The 19678-nt window shown below is 61.4% G+C and carries 16 protein-coding genes; 5 read left to right on the forward strand and 11 right to left on the reverse strand.

Going from position 1 to position 19678, the window contains the following annotated elements; translation table 11 throughout:
* Positions 1 to 279 precede the first annotated feature (279 nt).
* Positions 280 to 2358 (reverse strand): HAMP domain-containing sensor histidine kinase, encoded by a 2079-nt coding sequence (locus QZ634_RS00335; RefSeq protein WP_291984569.1) that lies wholly within the window; start codon positions 2356 to 2358, stop codon positions 280 to 282.
* 75 nt (positions 2359 to 2433) lie between these two features.
* Complete coding sequence (locus QZ634_RS00340; protein WP_291984571.1) at positions 2434 to 3153, reverse strand: response regulator; 720 nt, start codon at positions 3151 to 3153, stop codon at positions 2434 to 2436.
* A gap of 887 nt (positions 3154 to 4040) precedes the next feature.
* On the opposite strand from QZ634_RS00340, the gene mobI reads away from it, so the two are divergent.
* The 3 genes from mobI to QZ634_RS00355 all read left to right on the forward strand — a co-directional run bounded on the left by mobI (position 4041) and on the right by QZ634_RS00355 (position 5410).
* Positions 4041 to 4523 (forward strand): conjugative transfer protein MobI(A/C), encoded by a 483-nt coding sequence (mobI, locus tag QZ634_RS00345; protein ID WP_291984573.1) that lies wholly within the window; start codon positions 4041 to 4043, stop codon positions 4521 to 4523.
* 5 nt (positions 4524 to 4528) lie between these two features.
* Positions 4529 to 4819 (forward strand): hypothetical protein, encoded by a 291-nt coding sequence (locus QZ634_RS00350; RefSeq protein WP_291984575.1) that lies wholly within the window; start codon positions 4529 to 4531, stop codon positions 4817 to 4819.
* Positions 4820 to 5101: 282 nt separating this feature from the next.
* Entirely contained in the window at positions 5102 to 5410 is a 309-nt protein-coding gene (locus QZ634_RS00355) for an H-NS histone family protein (protein WP_291984577.1), read from the forward strand.
* Between the two features lie 160 nt (positions 5411 to 5570).
* On the opposite strand, the gene QZ634_RS00360 is transcribed toward QZ634_RS00355, so the two are convergent.
* The 9 genes from QZ634_RS00360 to QZ634_RS00400 form a co-directional block, all read right to left on the reverse strand.
* The gene (locus QZ634_RS00360; RefSeq protein ID WP_291984579.1) at positions 5571 to 6851 is read right to left on the reverse strand and encodes a plasmid pRiA4b ORF-3 family protein; all 1281 of its coding nucleotides are present in this window, start codon (positions 6849 to 6851) and stop codon (positions 5571 to 5573) included.
* A gap of 343 nt (positions 6852 to 7194) precedes the next feature.
* Positions 7195 to 7620: a hypothetical protein gene (locus tag QZ634_RS00365; protein WP_291984581.1), complete on the reverse strand. Its 426-nt coding sequence runs from the start codon at positions 7618 to 7620 to the stop codon at positions 7195 to 7197.
* A 61-nt stretch (positions 7621 to 7681) separates the two neighbouring features.
* On the reverse strand, positions 7682 to 8728 hold the full coding sequence (locus QZ634_RS00370; protein WP_291984582.1) for a DMT family transporter: 1047 nt from the start codon (positions 8726 to 8728) through the stop codon (positions 7682 to 7684).
* Entirely contained in the window at positions 8725 to 9105 is a 381-nt protein-coding gene (locus QZ634_RS00375; RefSeq protein WP_291984584.1) for a hypothetical protein, read from the reverse strand. Before QZ634_RS00375 ends, QZ634_RS00370 begins: the two co-directional genes overlap by 4 nt.
* Before the next feature lie 60 nt (positions 9106 to 9165).
* Positions 9166 to 9633, reverse strand: coding sequence for a hypothetical protein (locus QZ634_RS00380; RefSeq protein ID WP_291984587.1), 468 nt, complete (start codon positions 9631 to 9633; stop codon positions 9166 to 9168).
* 26 nt (positions 9634 to 9659) lie between these two features.
* Entirely contained in the window at positions 9660 to 12803 is a 3144-nt protein-coding gene (locus QZ634_RS00385; protein WP_291984589.1) for an efflux RND transporter permease subunit, read from the reverse strand.
* Positions 12804 to 12815: 12 nt separating this feature from the next.
* Complete coding sequence (locus tag QZ634_RS00390; RefSeq protein WP_291984591.1) at positions 12816 to 14384, reverse strand: efflux RND transporter periplasmic adaptor subunit; 1569 nt, start codon at positions 14382 to 14384, stop codon at positions 12816 to 12818.
* Entirely contained in the window at positions 14381 to 15598 is a 1218-nt protein-coding gene (locus QZ634_RS00395; protein ID WP_291984593.1) for a TolC family protein, read from the reverse strand. Before QZ634_RS00395 ends, QZ634_RS00390 begins: the two co-directional genes overlap by 4 nt.
* Before the next feature lie 99 nt (positions 15599 to 15697).
* The gene (locus QZ634_RS00400; protein ID WP_291984595.1) at positions 15698 to 16060 is read right to left on the reverse strand and encodes a hypothetical protein; all 363 of its coding nucleotides are present in this window, start codon (positions 16058 to 16060) and stop codon (positions 15698 to 15700) included.
* Positions 16061 to 17075: 1015 nt separating this feature from the next.
* Here QZ634_RS00400 and QZ634_RS00405 point away from each other — a divergent pair.
* Both QZ634_RS00405 and QZ634_RS00410 read left to right on the forward strand, forming a co-directional pair.
* Positions 17076 to 18776 (forward strand): IS66 family transposase, encoded by a 1701-nt coding sequence (locus tag QZ634_RS00405; protein ID WP_291984597.1) that lies wholly within the window; start codon positions 17076 to 17078, stop codon positions 18774 to 18776.
* Positions 18773 to 19630, forward strand: a complete 858-nt coding sequence (locus QZ634_RS00410; RefSeq protein ID WP_291984599.1) for a DUF4338 domain-containing protein — start codon at positions 18773 to 18775, stop codon at positions 19628 to 19630. The genes QZ634_RS00405 and QZ634_RS00410 overlap by 4 nt, the downstream gene beginning before the upstream one ends.
* The last annotated feature ends 48 nt before the right edge of the window (positions 19631 to 19678 follow it).

Raw genomic sequence — 19678 nt, forward strand, 5'->3', positions numbered from 1 at the left:
TTCTCCAGGGGTTTCGGCCTTGCTCATCTTGGTCCATTTACAAGCGGCGCTCTTGAGGGCGGGAAGCCAGAGGGTCCGGCCAGGCGCAGTCGAGGCGAGGGCTGGCGGTCGTTGGTGTCCTGCACTAATTTCCACGCACCATGCACTCGCAAGCGCCATGATCATCCCCGTCCGGGATGATCATCGGTCAAGGCCGGTGCTGGATTCTCGGCTCTGCACCTGCGCTCCGGCGCGGCGGCAGAAACACGCGATCTCCTGCCTGGAACCTGTTGGCGGACCTTACTGAGTCCCTCCAACCCGCATTCGCTGCAGCGTCAGCAAGAAACTCACGCCATCTTCCACGTTCCGAACGTTGATCGTCCCGCCCATCTTCGCCATGTACGTCTTGGCGACGAAGAGACCTTGGCCCCGGTTACCGTTGGCGCCGGCTTCCGCATGCTCGGAGACGCCGTACTCGAAGATCTTGTCCAGGAAATCCTCAGCAATGAGTCGGCCGACATTGTGAATGATCACCGTCGCCGTGGTCTCCGTGGTCTCCAGGGTGAGGGTGATCGGCGTGCCGGGCTGACGGTAGCGATCGGCATTCTTGAGGATGTGCGCGAAGACGTCTTCGAGGGGGAACTCGTCGGCGCGTACCCACACCGGTTGGTACGCAGCGGCGCAACGCACGTCGACAAAACCGGCGTTGTCAGCGACATTTCGTAGAAGCTTGGCAATGTCGATCGCCTGCACCTGCAACGCCGAGGACTGAAAGGCTTCGCTCGGACTGGCGTTGCCGTAGAGCACACGCACCGCCTGCTGCATGCGATTGATGTAGCGATAGCTGGGGTCGCCGGCGTGGCCATGCAGCACCAGGAGCGATTGTAGCGGCGACATGATTTCGTGACCAACGGCGTGCCACATGTCCCGTTCCTGCTCGGCGCGTATCCTTTCCCGCTCGGCGTCTTCTTTCACACGACGCAGGAGGTCGTTGAGGCAGTTGGCGAGGATCCCCAGTTCGTCGCTGCCGCGGAGATCTGCCAGATCGAAGCGCTGCAGGCCGCCTATGCCCTTCACGCTTCTGGAGAGCGCGCTGGAACGTCGCGTGAGACGGGATATGCGCCGGACGACGCCGGTCTCGATGACCAGCCACGCCAGCGCGATGGCCAGCAGCATGGCACCGACAAACCAGGAAACGCGCGAGGCGATGGCGCTCAGGATCTTGTTCACACTGCGCGCATCACCGTGGAACAGAATTCGATAGCTGCCCATGGGCGTCACCACCTCGTCGGCGAGTTCGACCGGGGCGTCGTAACGTTCCACCGGCAATTTGCGAATCAGGCGGGTGAGTAGTGGCGAAGGCTCCTCCAGGACCTCGTCCTTGCCATGTAGTTGCACCAGATTGGTATGCTCACCGCGGTCAGCCTTCTGAATCGTCAGGGTTTCGCCGGGCAGAAGAAGGCCTGTCAGGTCGTTGAGGGAAAACGGCGGGACGGCACCGTCCTCGTTGCTGTCGAAAATCGCCGGGCCGTCCCCGGGGGGTAGCACTTCGACGCGAACCTGGAACTGGTCGAGGTCGGGGGGCGGCCACTGGGGCTTTTCCGGTTGGAAGAGTGCATCGCGCAGGACCTCGATCGGCAGGCGTAACGAGAAGAACGATTTCTTGTCGCAATGCTCGTCGCTCTCCCGGGTGGCGTCGAGGCACCTGCCGCTCTGCCATACCCAGCCGCGGAATTCTTTCACCGGCATCTCGCCGGTGTAGTCCCGGTCGTCCAGCTCCACGTAACCGGTAAAACGACCCCGCATCCCCGACGCTCGCCGACGCTCGTCACGGCTCGGGACTTCGAAGGGTGCGAGCCAGCGGTACGTCTGTCCGCGCAGGCTGACCACCACCCGCAGGCGGTGAGCGCCATCGAGGAACTCGTTGCCGATGCGGTGAGGCAGCAGCGTGCTGCTGACAAAAGTGCCCGCCGCATAGATGAAGCCGCCGGCCCAGGGGTTGTTGGCAATCGCGATGCACAGGCTGCCGTAGTTCTTGTATTGGACCAGGCAACCGGCCATTTCCACAGCATGGCGGACCTTGCCCTGGTCGTCGAAATCGATGGCCGAGAAGGGTAGCATCACCGGGCGTAGCGGTGTCACGGGGCCGTCGCCGCGCGGCGGGTTGAGGAGTGCCAGCTGGCCGGCCGGGTGGCGCAGGCGGGCGACGATCTGTTCCTTGGTCTTGGCGAAGCTCGTTTGATAGTTGTCGTAACTGCGCTGCTTTTCCTCCTGCAGCACTGCGACCGCCATGGCCACCACGGCCAGCGCGAGCAGCAGGAAGGAAGTCCGAAAGAGGATGCGCAGCCGGAACGACGCTAGCCAGGCCAGCGGTTTCATTCCGGCGACCTCACCGAAGAGGCGTAGCGATGCACCGGAGCGCCGCGGAGGAACACGCTGCTGTCCATCGCCCGCTTACCGATCGCTTGCGCCGGTGGAGATCGGGTCGGACCATCGGAAGCCGCGCATGGGGATGTTCTCGATACGGTCGAACGCCTCGTCCAGTTCGCGGAAAGCCTCACGGATGCTGCTGATGTGTTTACGGATGTTGTCCCGACTCCGGCCGCTCTTGACCACCTGGGACAGTTCTTCGTAAGAGACCACCTCGCCCCGTTTCTCGTAGAGCGCGGCGAGGATGCGCTGGGCGGTCAGTGGCAGGTTGATTCGTTGTCCCCGCCATAGGGGCGTGCTCTGCCGCAGGGGGTCAATGGAGAGTTCCTCGCTGGCAGCCAAGGGCGGCTTGACGCTTGCACGCTGTCGGACGGCACGCAGGATTTCCAGGAAGGTATCGATGAACTCGGCTTCCTCGAAGGTGGCCTTCTGCAAGTAATCCCAGGCATCCAGTGCCTTCATGATGCCGCGGTAGATGGTGGCGGGCATCGCCGAGACCACCAGCACCGGTGTACCGCTGGTGCGCTTGTTGATCGCGTTGATGATCGCAACACCCGCGTGACGCTCCCGCCCCAGTTCGATATCCAGCACCACCAGGTCGTATTGCACGCGAGCCAGGGCGGCTTCCGCATCGTCGCGGGTGAACCACTGCTCCACGGTGATGCCCGGGTGCGCGGAAAGAATCCATTCCTTGAGTTGGTTGCTGGTGGGAATGTCGTCTTCGATGACGGCCACTTTGAACATGAAGCGCTCCGATCCTCTTTTCCAGAAGTATCGCTATTTTTGACGGAGAAAGCACCGCCGTCGTGTGAAGGTTTCTTCACACGTGTGACGGTTTGTTCACGCGTCGGAAGAAGCGCGAATGTTGCGGAACAAACGGGTTGGGCTGGCTACCGAAGTCGCCCGGTGGCGGCATGGAATCCTCCACCGCATGTCCGGCACCATGGTGGTCATGAGCAAACGGCGGGCAGCTAGATCATGGCGCCGAAAGAGGGTCAAGAACCCACGCCCCAAGAAGCATGACAGGGAAGGTAGCCACCATGTCGGATCGTCTGAGGAACCTCGTCTTCATCCCGCTTTACATCCCGGCAACGCCGGCCGTTGCCGTCTCTCGGGCAGGCAGATGGCCTCTGTCGTTGATCAGCGCGTTCGGGATGGGGCAGCGAAACGGGGCAGTGGTACCGCAGGAACCCTGCAGCGATACCTCTGGGGTTTTGAGCATTTTTGACCACGATCTGTGCACCGCCAGAGCACCTGGCCGCATGCCAATCGAGCGTGCTCGGTATCAGGTTCGAAATGCGACCGGGAAGGACGCATCTCGGCCGCAAGGGGAGGTGGCTGGTGCCTACGATTGCACCCACCATGCCCTATTACATAAGGATTGGTTGGGCTGCAGCCTTATGGAAGAAAAAGCCTGCTCATTGGCCTGGAATTACCCCTTGGTCGACGCCCTGCGAGGCCTTGAAGCCGTCCAGATAGGCGAAATGGCCGTCCTTGGTGACCGGAAATGGTGCTTGGCCTCTGTCGCAACCAAGGTCTTGCGCTATCCGGGTGTCGGCGTTTTGGCCGATTTTTCATAAGGATTGGTGGGGTGGCGAATCCTTATCTTTAAAAGGGGGCACGGACTACCGATGGAAGACCGGATCAGGGACGTACGAGCGCTGCTGCAAGCTCAGCTGAAAGACGTGTTCGAACAGGCCAAAGACCTGGGTAATCGCTACCTGCAGGAAGTCATGGAGGCAAACACCGGCAAGGAATGGAGCCAGAAGAACACGTTGCAGTTTCGGGTTCGGCAGCGGGGCAATGCGCTCTCCCTCGAGTGGTACCTGGTCAATTGGTACGGCAGGAAGGCTCAAGGTCGCGAGGCGCGCCGAACGTACATTCCGAAGCGCAACAACAGTCGGCGCCGGGATGCACAAGTGTTCGGCTACCGCATGGAGGACCTGCTTCGACACACCTCGGGGTGGGACGATGACCTGGTCACCGCCGTAGAAAGCGAGGCCGGCGCGTATCGTCGTCAGGCGCATTACCTTGCTGACATGCTCGTGACGCTGGGGCGCCTGGAGCGGTTTTCGAAGGCAGCGACGCAGTCGCAGGGCGAGCGGAAGGAGTAGGCGTCATGAACAAACCCCCTCGCTATTTGGTGAGCGATCAGTTCGATCTCGGGATGCTGGCCTCGCTGACCGCGGACATCACGCTGACGGAGATTTCCCTCGCTGACGTTTGCCAACGCATCGAGGATGCTGAGCGCGAGCAAGAGCTGGGGCTTCATGGCGGGTGGGCTGCCGCTGTGAAACACAGAGCGGCGGTCACGCTGGTGCCCAACGGGCCGATCTTGCTACTCGCCCGGCGAGTGGAAACCGATTGCGGGGTGATCTTCAAATGGGTGCAGGTCGAAGTTATCAACTGACTTTCTCGCGGTGCGGCGGGCGATGGTGAGCGACTGGTCTGTCATCCAATGGCGCAATCGGCGAGAGGCGAGAACTGCGAACCTGGGCCAAGCTTGTCAATGAAATATCCTGGGGGGTGTGATACATCGAATTTCGTTCGGGTCAATTCGTTGAACTGACCTGGGCTAATCGGTTCAAATAGGCGTTTATCGTATTGAATCAGCCCGCACTCGATTAAAATCCCGTCAGTGGCGCCTTTTCGGCGTTTCACTTCAAACCCGAAATATCTCTCAGGAGACTCCATGCCGAACTACCAGGAACTGCTTGCTGAACGCGAAGAACTCAATCAACGGATCGACGAAGCCCGTAGAACTGAAGTGGCAAAAGCGATTCGTCGGGTGAAGGACATTATCCAGGAATACGACTTGACCGCGGCCCAGTGTGGTTTTAGCGCAGTCGCTGCAGGTACCCAGAAAGCGCGCACCCCCGTCAAAGCCAAATACATCACGCCCGACAAAAGAGTGACCTGGAGCGGTCGTGGGAAACTCCCGAATGTGTTCAAGGCGCTGGTTGAAGCAGGTCACCGGATGGAGCACTTCTTGCTGAAGTGATTTGGCTGGGCCTTGCGATTAACTCGCGTTAATGGAGTAGTGGTTGGCTGGCACAGGCAGCACCTCCGCAGTGTCAATAACCCCTTCAGGCAGCAGATAATCGCGAGTCAGTAGAAGCGATCGCAGAGATCACTGACCGTAAGACGGGGGCCGCACGTAATCACTGGTACTGCGGTGGCGCCTTTCCCTCTTTGGCGAGGACTGCAGGCTTCGCTCCGGTTTCGGACACATCCAGCTTTTCCACCAGCACGTTGAAGCGCCAGTCGTCGCCGAAGTCATAGCGGAATTCGACAAGTTGTCGGGGAGACAACCCGGCTTCTCCCAAGGTCACTTCGTCAGCATAATCGTCATCAACGTCGCTGCAGCTCGGGTCATCCAGTGTGCGCAGGGTGGCGTATTCGTCCTGGTAGCGAAACTGATACAGGTGTTCGTGATCGAAATTGAACGCGTCGAGGATGGATTCTGCGAGGTCCGCGAAGTCGCTTTCGGCAGGCATCACGATGCGGCGCCAGACACCTTGGCCGAGCGAAACCTTAAATGTCACACTCCCTCGGAACGGTTCGACGGTCTCCGGTTCTCCCAGAGAACTGCGCCAGGCCGGAAAGAACGGGATCACCGCGTCTGCCCAAGTAAAGAAAGGAGGGCGATCCAGTTCTTCTTCGCGTGGCACTTCCTCTTCGACCGAATCCTCGCCCGAAGGGTTGAGCAAATGCTCCAACAATTCGGTAGAGGAGGTGTAGCCGAATGCCCGAAGGTAGGTGGCGCTGGCGGAAAGTCCCCATGGTGTCGCGACCATCCGCTTGATCTGCCAGCCTTTACCGGAGACGGCCTGATCGGAAACGATGTCGAGCAAGCCGAACAATTGCATCATGGCGATCTGCTTCATGCCGAGCAATGCCAACATGGCCTCTTGCCACTTTTCGTCTCGCTCTTTCGCACGGCTGCCAGGACGGTGGCGCTTCAGGAAGGTGCAACGATATTCTGCCATCCTGTCGGCTGCTGCCAGGCCGAAACGGTCCGGCCCGAAATCGGCGAAGCTCCACCAGCGTTCGAGCAGGCTGAAATATCGTTCTGTCGGACTGAGCAATTTCCACTTGGCGGCCATTTCCGTATTGAGGACCATCCTCGGCGTGGTACTTGAGCGATCGACCTTTCCCAACCGGCTAAAGCGTAACAGCAGGTGCAACCCATCTACGTGGGGGTAGGACATCTGCCTGCCGCGGCTGAGGCCGATTGGGGCGGGGTGAGTAAGGAGGCTATTGAGTTCGGGCAGACGAGCGATGGCGAACTCGCTGGTCTTTGGCGAAACCGGAATACCGTCCGTGCTGAGGTAGTTCAGAAGCGCGTCGAAATCACGCACGATGGTGCCGGGAGAATCAGGTGCGGCGGCAACGGCAGCGAACACGGTGCGGTCTGCATCGGTGAGGGACAGCGTGGTCATATCGGTTCTTTCAAATGCTGGGATCGCAGCCGTACGATCACGCAAGAGGATGGCAAGTCATGGTGGGCTTCATCAGTATTACCGGCTAGGGTAACCGGGGTCAATCGGTGCTAAAGCGCAAGGAGCGATCCTGTCGTCCGATCGCCCGAACGCCTCCCGAGGCGGTGCAATCATTTGCACTCAGTCCTTGGTGAAACGAGTGGAACCGAGGATGTCGTCTGCCTGGGTGGGCGATCGTGCGCTGGGTCTTCAACTTCCTAGAGAAAAACCGGGATGCCGGGATCGATGAGGTCGCCAAGGGGGTGAAAAAAGTGCTGTGATGAAGCCTTGATTTCCGATTCGCTTACTCAAAGCGGACGGCGATACGCGCCCCTTCATCCCTTTCGCAATAACCCGCCGGCGCTTGCCGGGCAGGCCAGGTCAGCGTGCATCTGAGCACCGCGCCATCCGCGGCGTGCAATTCCGGATTGGCCGAGTAGGCGTAGTGTTCGGTATCGCTTCCAGGCGATATCCAGCTGGGACGCCTGCCGCGACTATCGTGCTGTTGCGAGGCCGAAAGCTTCACGTCGCGGCGTATCGCAAAGCCCTGGGCGAAGAAACGCCGCCCTCCGACTTCCAGGACCATTTCAGGCGCCGCACGCCCGTCGTGACTGAAGGTGCCAACCGTGACACTCGGGTCTCTACTTGCCGGCGCAAGAGCGTGCGTATGTCCTGCGCAGCCGGTAAGCGTAAGCACTGCCAGACCAGCGATAACGAACACTGTATTCATTGTTGTCCTAGGGCAGTCTCAGAAAACGGAAAGTCAGGCACGCCAAGATATCTACCGCTGTTCAATGAGCGTGCCGGTGGTGAATATCCGGGAAATGCGGATGCTTGTGGACGATGACGCCGTGCTCATGTCGATGAGCATGAGGGGTGTCAGGGTTCCACTCAAACGCGTGCTGATGCTGATGGTGCGCGTCGTGCGTATGCGTGTGGTGGTGTTCGAGTGGCTCATGGGCATGTTCGTGCTCGTGGTGCTCGGTCAGGTGCAACCACACGCCCCCGGCCATTAAGCCCGCTGCCAGCCAGAACGTTTGATCAGTCGATTCCCCGAGCAAGACTAGCGCCACGGCTGCGCCGATGAACGGCGCGGTGGAAAAGTAGGCGCCAGTCCGCGCCGTGCCGAGGCCGCGCAAGGCCAATACGAACAGCACGAGGCTGATCCCATAGCCAAGCAATCCGATGCTCATCGTGGCAAGGACCATTCCCGCATTCGGCATCATTGCGCCGAACGACAGGGCGAGCAGGCAATTTACCGCACCAGCGATCATCCCTTTGCTGCCCGCAATGAACAGGGCGTCCGACGCCGAGACCTTGCGCGTCAGATTGTTGTCGATCGCCCAACACAGGCAGGCGCCCATGATCGCGAGCGGACCGACCCAACCGGTGACGCCTCCCTCCCCTGTCGGCCACGACAGGACGACGCCTCCTGCAACGATGGCGAGCATGCCGAGGACAATGCGGCGGTCGGCGTTTTCCTTGAACACGACCCAGGCGATGACCGCAGTGAGCACCGCCTCCAGATTGAGCAGCAGTGAGGCTGTGCTGGCGCTGGTTCCCACAAGCCCGAAGACGAGCAGGAATGGGCCAAGTACGCCGCCGAAGCAGATGGCCCCGGAGAACCAGAACCAGTCCGAACCTGACAGGCCACTAGCTTTCCAGCCGCGGTCACGCAGTAAGCGCGCTACGGCCAAGCCCAGGCCACTGCCCAGATAGAGCAATCCTGCCAGCCCCAAAGGGGATGTGTCGCCAATCAGCAGTTTGACGAATGGGGTGCTGCCACCAAACAGGGCGGCAGCCAGCAGCGCAAACCAGACGGCGACCGGGGTTTTCATTTGAGGTTGAAGGTCGCCTTCGCCTCGGGTTTTCCAGTCAGCGTAACGCGCAGTGCAACCCGCACGCCGACGCCGACCTTGAAGTCGCCCTTCGCGCTCATGCGGTTGTCGCCGTCCGGATCGAGCGCAACCGTGGTCTTGTCGTTTCCGGCATAGATCGTTGCTTCAGCCTTTGCGCCCTGGGTTGTGAACGGCTTGCCGTTATCGGACACATAGAGCATCAGCGAATCGGACTTGGCAACCAGTTCGTAGGTGACCGATCCAACCTCGCGCGCCATACCGCCGTACTTCGGGCCATGATCGTGGCCTGCACCGGCATGCACGGCAGTCGCCGCCAGGCTGGCTACGCATAGAAAAGCAATCACTAATTTGTTCATTGTTTCAAGCTCCTTGTGTTTGAAGTGTTTGATGTGTTCGATGATCCGACCAGGTGCTATTCATCGGCGTGCCTTGTGTTGCCACTGGGCATGGCAGGAAACGCAGGCTGTCTGGAGTTCGCCCAATGCCGCCGACGCCTCCATCCAGTCGGATTTTTCCACCGCTGAGGCGACAGCATTGGCCTTGGCGTCGAGTATCTTGTCATAGGCCAATAGTGCCTGCTTGAAGCCCTCCTGATCGGCCGTTTCCATGATCGTCCAGGGTTTGTGACGGGGTGCTGGATGATTGACGACCACATTGACGCCCGCCCGCACCAGTTGCTTGTTCTGCAGGAGGACGCCGTCCTGTATCCAGTTCAAGGCGCGGCCGAGAATCTGCATCAGATCCCGGTAGCTCATGTCTGCCGGCCGCTTGCTGGCGACCAGCGCCTCAGCGCTCTGTTGCGCAATGGCGACGGGCAGAGAGATGGCCAACGACATCGACAGGGCAATGACCGCTTTGAACGATTTCCCAAGTTTATTTGGCATGTTTGCTCCTATTGATCAAGACAAGCTCAAGCATCGTCAATGACGTCGCTGGTCCGTCGGCGCACGGTTTGGCCACTCTCGAGTTCCTGGCGAATGGCCCCAAAACGTAGATAAAGTGCTGGCACGATGATCATGTTGAGCAGCGTCGAACTGGCCAGTCCGAACAGGATAACCACGGCCATTGGCGACTGTATTTCGCTGCCCGGTTGGCCGGCGGCCAGGGCCAGCGGCACCAGCGCGAGACCAGTGGCCAGCGCGGTCATCAGGATCGGCACCAGACGTTCCTCAGCACCACGTTTGACAGCTTCCGCAGCGTCCAGCACGCCTTCGTGCTCCACCAGATGATGGATGTGAGCGATCATCATTACCCCGTTGCGGGTGGCGATGCCGAACAGCGTGATGAAGCCGATGATCGAAGCCACCGACAGCACGCCACCGGATACGAAGACACCGATGACGCCGCCGATGATGGCGAGCGGCAGATTGAGCATGACCAGCAGCGCATCGCGGACGGTTTTGAAGGCCACGAAGAGCAGCAGAAAGATACCGATGGTCACCGCCATCCCGAGGAAGAGCAGGACACGAGCGGCCTCCTCGGCACTCTCGAACTGGCCGCCGTATTCGACGTGGTAGTCTGCCGGCAGTTTCACCTCGCTACCTACCTGGCGCCGGATGTCGTCTACCACGCTGGCCAGATCACGACCGGCAACGTTGGCCATCACCACCATCTTGCGCTGCACGTTCTCCCGCGTGATGTAGTACGGCGCCCTGTCATTGCGAATGTCGGTCAGGGCCGAAAGCGGCAGCTGGGCACCGTTGGCGGTGGTGATCAGGGTGGCGCGTACAGCATCGAGGTTCGCTTTTGAGGCCGGGTCGAAGCGCAGCGTCAGGTCAAAGGTCGCCTGACCCTGCTGGACGCGACTGACGGCCATTCCGGAGAAGGCGGTCTCGACGGTCTCGGCCAGCTGACGGACAGACAAGCCGTGACGCGCCAGAGCATCGCGTTTGAAGCGGATGGTCAGGAACGGGATGTCGTTTTGCTGTTCATCCGTGACGTCGACTGCGCCATCGACGTTCTGCACCACCGCCTTGATTGCAGCGGTCAAGCGGCGCAATTCGCCCAAATCGGGGCCGAAGATCTTGACCGCGATGTTGGAACGGCTGCCCGACAGCATGTGATCGATGCGATGGGAAATCGGTTGGCCAACCACAATCTGAGTGCCGGGAACGGTCGACAGATCGGCGCGCAGGGCGGCGAGGAAATCCTCCTTGCGGCGCTCGCCCATCTTCAGCGTAACTTCCATTTCGGAGGCCGAGACGTCCATGGCGTGTGGATCACCCTCGGCGCGACCGGTGCGTCGGGCAGTAGCGACCACCTCCGGATGCGACAGGAGAATCTGCTCGACCATTTGCCCGAGCCGGTCGGATTCTTCCAGTGCGGTGCCCGGTAGCGTGGCGGTGCTGATGGTCAACGTGCCCTCGTTGAAATCCGGCAGAAAGGCCCGGCCGGCGAAAGACAAGGCGACCAGGGAGATGAGCAGCGCGCCAACGCTCAGCACGGTCACCATCTTCCAGCGCGTGATCGTAGCTTCCAGCATTCGCCGGTAGGTGGTGCGCAGAAAATGGATGAAGCGCGGTTCGACGTTTTTGCGAACGATCTTCGAGCCAGGCAGAAAAAGTGCCGAGAGCACTGGCGTTACGGTGATGGCCACCAGCAGCGAGGCGGACAACGAGACCACGTAGGCGAAGCCGAGTGGCACCATCAACCGCCCTTCGACACCGGAGAGGAAGAAGAGCGGTAGGAACACCAGGATGATGATTAGGGTGGCGAAGACGATGGACCCCTGAATCTCCCGGGTCGCTTCGAACACCACGTGCGTCGCAGCGCTGCGCTCGCCTTCCGGCTTGGCGAGATTCTCGCGCAGACGACGGACGATGTTCTCGACGACAATAATCGCGTCGTCGACCAGTGCACCGAGCGCGATGGCCATGCCACCCAACGTCATGGTATTGATCGTCGCACCGAGCGCCTTCATCGACAGGATGGCCGCCACCAGTGACAGTGGGATAGCCAGCAGGGTGATCGCTGTGGCCCGCGCCGAGAGCAGAAAGGCGAAGACGATGGCGATAACCAGCACGGCCCCCTCGGAGAGGGCAGCGAACAGGTTGTCGATAGAAACCCGGATGAAATCAGCCTGACGGAAAATGTGCCGTTCGATCTTCATGCCCGCCGGCAAGGCAGCCTGGATGTCGTCAAGCGTGCGGTCGAGATGATTGGTCAGATCCAGCGTATTGGCGCCGGGTTGTTTCTGGATGCCGAGAATCACCGCCGGCTTGCCGTTATGCGAGCCGACGCCGCGTTTTGGCGCGGCCCCGATGCCAACCTCGGCGACGTGGCGAATCAACACCGGCTGCCCGTCCCGCAGTGCAATCACCGTCTCGGCAATGTCGGCAAGCACATTGATCCGGCCCTGGCCCTGAATCAGGTATTCCTGGGCGGCGTCGACATAGAAACCTGCGGTGGCATTCTGGTTCGAGTCGCGCAGCGCCTGGCTCACTTCATCCAGGGTCAATCGGTAGGCCGCCAGGCGTTCCGGTTTGACGGTGACCTGGAACTGCTGGGTGTCGCCGCCGATGGGCAGGACTTCAGCGACGCCTGGAACGGCCAGGATGCGGCGTTTCAACACCTGATCAGCGGCGTTCTTCAATTCCATGCCGGAGTGCCGCTCGGAATGCAGGGCGATGAACAGGATCTCGCCCATGATTGACGACGCCGGAGTCATCGCTGGCGCCGGGAGGTCGGGCGGCAAACTGGCGCGAGCCAGTTGCAACCGCTCGGCAACCACCTGCCTGGCCAGATAGAGATCGGTGCCCCATTCGAACTCGACAGTGACGACCGACAGGCCGATCTTGGTCGCCGACCGCACCCGCCGCACATTGGGTGCGCCGTTCAGGGCTGTTTCGATGGGAAAGGTAACCAGGCTTTCGACATCCGTCGGCGCCATGCCATGGGCCTCGGTGACCACGGTGACGGCTGGAGCCGTCAGGTCTGGGAAAACGTCTACCGGTGTCCGTGCCGCCTGCCAGCCCCCCCAGGCCAGAAGGAGAACGCCGGCAAGGACGACAAAGAGCTTGTTGCGCAGCGACCACGCAATGATGTGTCCGATCATGTCGTACCCCGCTTAGTGCGCATGGCCATGACCGATTTCACCGGTCCCGGTTGCTGCCAATTTGACCAGCCAGGCACCACGAGACACCACCCGCTGCCCAGGCTCCAGTCCCTCAACAACCTCGACCCAGTCGCCATCCCGGGTGCCGATGCGCACCGATCGGCGCTCGAAGGATTCCCCACTGGTCATCACGAACACCGTGGCAACACCGTTCTCGTCGAGCACGGCGGAAGCAGGAACGGCCACACCCTCGCGGGCAGCGCCAGCGAACACTTGAGCCTTCACCGCCATGCCAATGCGCAGCCGTTCATCGGGTTGCGAGAACTCGAAGAGCACAGGTACGGTACGGGTCGTCTCATCGACGGCGCCGCCGGTGGCGATCAGGCGTCCATTTTTACCGGGGACGATTTCGAATCCTTCTTCGACGCCATCCACGTGGAAGGTGGCACCACTTGGCGCGACCAGGCGAGCGGCTTCCGATTCGGGAACGCGCAGTTTCAGCCAAAGCACACGACGGTCGGCGATGTGGAAGAGCAAGCTGCCTTCCTGCACAAAAGCGCCGGGCGAGACACGCACATCGGCGATCGCGCCCGACACGGGAGCGCGCAGCGGGATTCCACCGCCTCGGCCTTCGTACTGACCGAGGCGCCCTTGGGCGGCATTGAACCCGGCACGGGCTGACTCTTCCCCGGCTCGTGCTGCCAGCAGGCGTTTCTCGGGTACCGCCTCATCCTTGAACAGGCTTTCCATCCGGCTACGCTCTCGGCTGGCCAGGTCAAGTTCAATCCTGGCCTTGCGGGCTTCAGCCTGGAGCGAAACCATATCGGTGTCGCCACCCAAACGTGGCGAGAGATAGGCCAGAATGTCGCCCTTCTGCACGTTCTGGCCGAGCACCGGGAACTTGCCGGCAGGCTGAACCTGGCCTGATGCCGGTGCAGCAAGCAGGGCCTCGCCGTCAGGGCGGCCACTTAAGGTCCCGGTGGCATTGATAGCTGCGCGCAATGGCCGTTTCGCCACCTCGGCGGTGGCGAAATCCACCTTCCACTGCTGTTCCTTGGTAAAGCCGATGCCGCCATCGTCGTGTTCGCCAGTCGCCGCATTTGCGCTCTTGCGGTCGGCGTAGATCGTGAACGGGCCGAGCTGATGGCGTACGGTGTATTCCGGAGTGGCGACCTCGATCATCAGGTCCCGTTCACCGGCGAACTTGGGGAGGGCTTCGGGTCGAAAGATGCCGGGCTGGGTCGGTGTCTCGGTAGAAAACACCTCGTCGGCCTGGCCACCGCCGGAGAGGATCACAGAAACTTTGCCGGCCTCCAGAGCCTTGAAATCGGCAAGGCGGGTCAGGTGGGCGGCAAAGGCGGCCTTTTCACCGGCGACGAGGCGCGGGAACTCGACGAATAGTTCGGTCTTGTCGTTGAAGTGGGTGATTTTTTCACCGCCGCCACCATGACCAAGCTCGGCTTCAGTGGCTGCTGGATGGCTACCGTCCTTGGCATGTGGGTGGCCCGAATCACCGCAGGCACTCAACAGCAGCGTGGCAGAGAGTGACAAAATCAGGGAGGCAATCAGAGTCTTGTTCATTCGGCGGCAATCCCGGTAAGCAGGTCATAGTCGATGCGCGCCTGGCGCGCTTTCCATTCGAGGTCGAGGGCCGTCATTTCGGCCTCCAACGCGCCGCGATAGGCGTCAAGGAGTTCAAGCAGGGTTGATTCGCCGCCTTGGTAGGCGGCTTCGGCGATACGCAGCAGTTCCGCAGATTCGCCGACGGCACGAGCACGGTAGTCGGTGGCCGCGCCGATCAGACGTTCCGTCTGGCGATGCAGGCCGCGCAAATCGCCCTCGGCACGGGCGCGGGTCATGCCGAGTTCGCCCCGGGCGTTGAGCGCCTCTGCTGCAGCACGTTGCCGGCCAGCCTGTTGGTGGTCGAAAACCGGTAGTGGAATCAACAGCGAGACAACAGTGCCGGTTTCCTTGGTGAAGCCGTTGTCGATGCGTTTGGGGCCGACGCCGAGGGTGATATCGGGTACCCAGCCCCGAGCCGCGGCGCGGCCTTCGAGATCGGCCGCCTCGGCACGGCGCGCAAGCGCCTGAAGATCGGGGCGCCGTTCGATGCCAGACAAAGCGTTCTCCAGCAGCGGGGGGGCGTCCGGCCGCAGGATACCGGTGACGGGTTCGGTCGCTTTGCCGGAAGTGCCGATGATGGCCGCCAGTCGCTCGGCAGCCCGATCCAGATCGGCTTTTTCGTTACTCAGCCGCGCTCCAGCCGCTTGCCGTTCGCGGGCCAGGCGTCGTCGGTCATAACCCGAAGCTTCGCCAGCCTTGGCCAGCTTGTCGACGATGCGTTGGATGTGTGAGAAGCGCTGGACCCAGGTCTCGGTGGCCAGCACGGCTTCCTGCTTGAACAGCGTCTGGTAGAAGCTGCGGCTGATTTCGGCCGTCCACTCGCTGCGGTACAGGTTGTTGCCTGCGTAGGCTGCCTCGACGCGTAGATCGGCAGCCTCACGACGCAGTCCGCGTCGGCCGGAAACATCGAAAGTCTGGAAAAGCTGCCAGGTCTCTTCGGTCGAGCCTGGTCCGCCCCGGTTGCGATCGTGGCTATAGCCGAGTGTCGGGTTGGGCAGCATTCCGGCCGCTATTGCGTCGGCCTTGGCCGATTCAACCCGCCCGAGTTCCAGATCAGCCAGATCGGAACGTGCTAGTCCGCGGCGAACGGCCTCGGCTTCGGTCAGGGGTGTGGTTTGCGCCCACGCGGCCAGCGGCAGCGCGAGCAGTAAAACGGATAACAGGTGTCGCATCGGATTCCTCGTGACGAAAAAACAGGGTCGAGGTCACCGGCGGGCGACATGGCCGGACCGCCGCGAGTAGCGGCGTCGGCTAAAACGGGCCCACCGGTTCTACAGGAGAACCGATGGAGGCCAGTCGAAAGGCGAGGGAATGTGCGAGGTGAATGACGAGGCTGCTTGCCACGGCGGGTCTTGGGGCAAGGCTTTACCCAGACTCAGTGGCGGTTCGAGCACGACATCGCTGAAGACGGGATGGTAATGACCATCGTGATGACCGTCATCGTTGTGGCCTTGCGGCAGAAGGCTGTCTGTGGTGCCATCGTAACGATCAACGTCGGTATCGTGGCGATGGCCGTCATCGTGAGAATGAAAGACGGCGGCCGATTCTTGATGATTCAAATTGCCATGCACGCTCTCTACTGCCGACCAGGCGAACTGGAAGGGAACGATAAGCAGGAGGAGGATGGTGAGCACACGACGCATCGGCTCATTATACCGAAATACGATTACAGGTGGGGCCATGAGCCAGGGAAAGCGCATGGATGCCAACGTCGCCGACCATCAGAAATAGTCTTTTACGCTCAAGTGGTTACGAAGAAGCCGTTCACAGCCCAAGGCCTCCGCACTCGACTGATATAGTTTGTTTTGTCATATTCGGCAAGTAAAAAAGAGGTTTAGGTCGTTTCGTGTGGAACGGCCCCCGGTGAGGCGGATGCCTCTGCCGAGCCCTTCGGGCGCCCCCACCCCTGGCCCCGCCCCAGAGGGCAGGGAAGTCCTTTCCACCGGACGAGCTCGGGAGCTAGCCGCGAAAAGCCGCAACCAGCCCCAAACCCTTGAGCTTATTGGCGTTTCTGACGCCCTCAAGGGTACGCTTCGCCGGACTTCGCCCGCCCTTTGCCGCGTCCTCAACGCCAGAAACAGCACTGCTCGGGGTCGCAGAGGACCTCGGCGGCGGCCGTGGCCAGCGGTCTGTTCCACACGAAACGACATAGAGCCGTAAAAAATCGTTAATAATGCTCGAGGAAAGCGTCTGTGCAAACCGGGCATCGAAGGCAACTTGTGCTGTGGTCCGTGCAACTGCAGATTGCTGCGGCTGAATGAATCGACGCTTGCTCAACCACGCTATCCACCAGCCGAAGGGTCCACAAATGGGAAGCAGCACCAAGCCCCCCACACCAGAGTGTTTTGGTTGGCATACGTTCTGGCCCGCCAGGCCAGTAGCCCGTAACTGTCTGCACCAAAAACGATCGCCCCGCTGAACGCCTTGTTCCGCGGGGTTTTTCGTTTATACCTGTTGACCTCGCCTACCCAACAAATGTCATTTCTGACGAATTTTGGCGTCTTACGGGCCGTTTCTCTCGAAACCTCGTGACTTCTGGATTGTAAGCATTCGGTGAACCCGTAGCCCCCGCCGTTTTAGTCGGCATGCTTCAGTCAGCGACTCGCCGACTGGCCGGGACACTGGACACAGTAGAGAAGATCGGGCACCATGCGGCGCATGGGCACCGGTGTGGACATCATCTGCGGAGGATCGGCGACAAATAACCGCCAAGTGGCGCCGTTCGCCGAGGTGTTGGTGACGCTGACCAAGGAGCAGGAGATCAAGCTCCGTTGTGAGGCCAGCTTCTGGCGGAGCCAACATCGGCAAGCGCTGGTCCGGTTGGCGCAATCGGAGGCCGCTCATCGGGCGGAAATGGCGCAAGCGGTGGCGCGTGAGGCGGCCTTGCGCAGCGAACTGGTGCAGGCCCAGGGCCAGATCCGCGATCTGCAAAACCGCCTGTTTGGTCGCAAGTCAGAGCGTTCTTCGGGAGCCGAGAAGCACCCGGCAGCGGAGCAGAAGTCATCGCGGCCTCGAGGCCACCGGCCGGGAGCCGCGGGTCACGGGCGGCATCTGGAAAGCCACTTGCCGACACAGGTCGAAGTCATCGAGATCGACGGCCCGCATTGCCCGGACTGTGGTCTGGGCTACGTCGACTTTCCCGGTACGGAAGACAGTGAAGTCATCGAGATCGAGGTCAAGGCCTACCGCCGAAAAATCTGCCGGCGGCGCTACCGGCGGACCTGTCAGTGCGCGGGTGCCCGGGGCATTCTGACCGCGCCACCGGCGGCACGATTGATCGCGCGCGGAAAGTACGGGCTGTCGATCTGGGTGCACCTGCTGCTGTCGAAGTTCTTGTACGGCCAGCCGACGCATCGGCTTCTGCGGGACTTGTCCGATCACGAACTGACGCTCTCGGCAGGAACGGTGGCCGGCGGACTTCATGCCTTGGCGCCGCTGTTCGAGCCGTTTGAAGAAGCGCTGCTTGGCCGACTGCGTAGCGAGAAACAGTGGCACGCAGACGAGACCCGCTGGCGGGTTTTTGCCGAGACCGAAGGGAAGGTCGGACATCGCTGGTATTTCTGGGTGTTCCACTGCCCATCGGTCATCCACTTCGTGCTCGACCCGAGCCGGTCGGCGTCGGTGCCGATCCGGGAGCTCTCCGGGTGCGGCGGGGGAATCATCATCTGTGATCGCTACGCGGGCTACAAGAAACTCGCGCGAGTCCTTGACCACTTCGTTCTGGCCTTCTGCTGGGCACACCAGCGGCGTGACTTCCTGGAACTGGCCAACGCCCATCCGGAGCTCGCGGACTGGGCACTGGCCTGGGTCGAGCAGATCGGAGAGCTCTACCACTTGAATGGCTGGCGCCTGGAAGTCCGTAACGACCCGGCACAGTGGGCCGAACGCGACCGCGTCTTGCGGCAGGCGATCGTGCTGATGGCCCGTCAGCGCGAACGCGAACTGGCGAACCCGGCGCTCAAAATGCCGGCGAGCAAGGTGCTGCGAAGCATGCACAAACATTGGTCCGGCTTGACCGTGTTTGTCGACCGCCCCGAGGTGCCGATGGACAATAATGCCGCCGAGCGCGCACAGCGCACGCCGGTGGTCGCACGCAAGAACTTCTATGGCTCGGGTAGTCACTGGTCCGGCGCACTCGCCGCGACGATGTTCAGCTTGCTGCTGACGCTGCGCTTGTGGGAAATCAACCCGCGCACCTGGCTGACGGCTTATCTGGAAGCCTGCGCCGCCAACGGCAATCAGCCGCCGGCGGACTTGAGTGCCTTTCTGCCCTGGGCGATGGCGACCGATCGTCTGGCCCGGATGCGTGGCATCCCGGTCGCTCAGACACCTTCCATCGATAGCTCGTGAAGCCTTATTGCGGGCGCCACTTTACCGCCGACGAACTGCAGACGATCCGCGGCCTGATCGAGGCCCCTCCCGGCAGCAGCCGCGCACAACTCTCGCGGCAGGTGTGCGAGCTCTTCGACTGGCGCAAGCCCAATGGCGAGCTGAAGGACATGACCTGCCGGGTGGCCATGCTGCGCATGCAAGCCGATGGCCTGCTCACCCTGCCGGCGGCACGACGGCGCGCTCCTCGCCAACCCGAGTATCGGCCCACTCACGCCACCGATCCACAACCGTTGCTCACCCAGCCGGTGCATGAACTGCCACCGCTCTCTGCGCGCCAGGTCGTCGGTTCGGCGAACTCGCGTCTATGGAACGAGTACATCGCCCGTTACCACTATCTCGGCCACACGCCCATGGCGGGCAGTCAGAGCCGATACTTCGTCTTCGCCGGCGAGACCCTGGTCGCCTTGCTCAGCTTCGGCGCCAGCGCCTGGAAACTCGCCGCGCGCGAGCAATTCATCGGTTGGCACGATGACCAGCGACAAAGGAACCTGCAACGGGTGGTGAACAATGCCCGCTTTCTGATCCTGCCCTGGATCCAGTGCAAGGGCCTGGCCTCCAAGATCCTCTCGCTCATTCAGCGGCAACTGCCCAAGGACTGGCTGGCGCGCTACGGCTACCGCCCCGTGCTGCTCGAAACCTTCGTCGAGACGCCCCGCCATCGCGGTACCTGCTACCAGGCCGCCAACTGGATCAAGGTCGGTCAAACCGCCGGGCGAGGCAAAAAGTGCCCCACCAGCAAGTCGATCCTCCCGATCAAGGACATTTGGCTCTATCCCCTTCACCGATCCTTCCGATCAGTCCTCTGCCGCTAACTCGCCTCGCCAGCCCCGCTGCCTCGCTACGGGTTGGCCGAATACTTA

Origin of the sequence: Candidatus Accumulibacter sp. ACC007 (assembly GCF_907163205.1) — a bacterium.
Classification (GTDB): Bacteria; Pseudomonadota; Gammaproteobacteria; order Burkholderiales; family Rhodocyclaceae; genus Accumulibacter; species Accumulibacter regalis.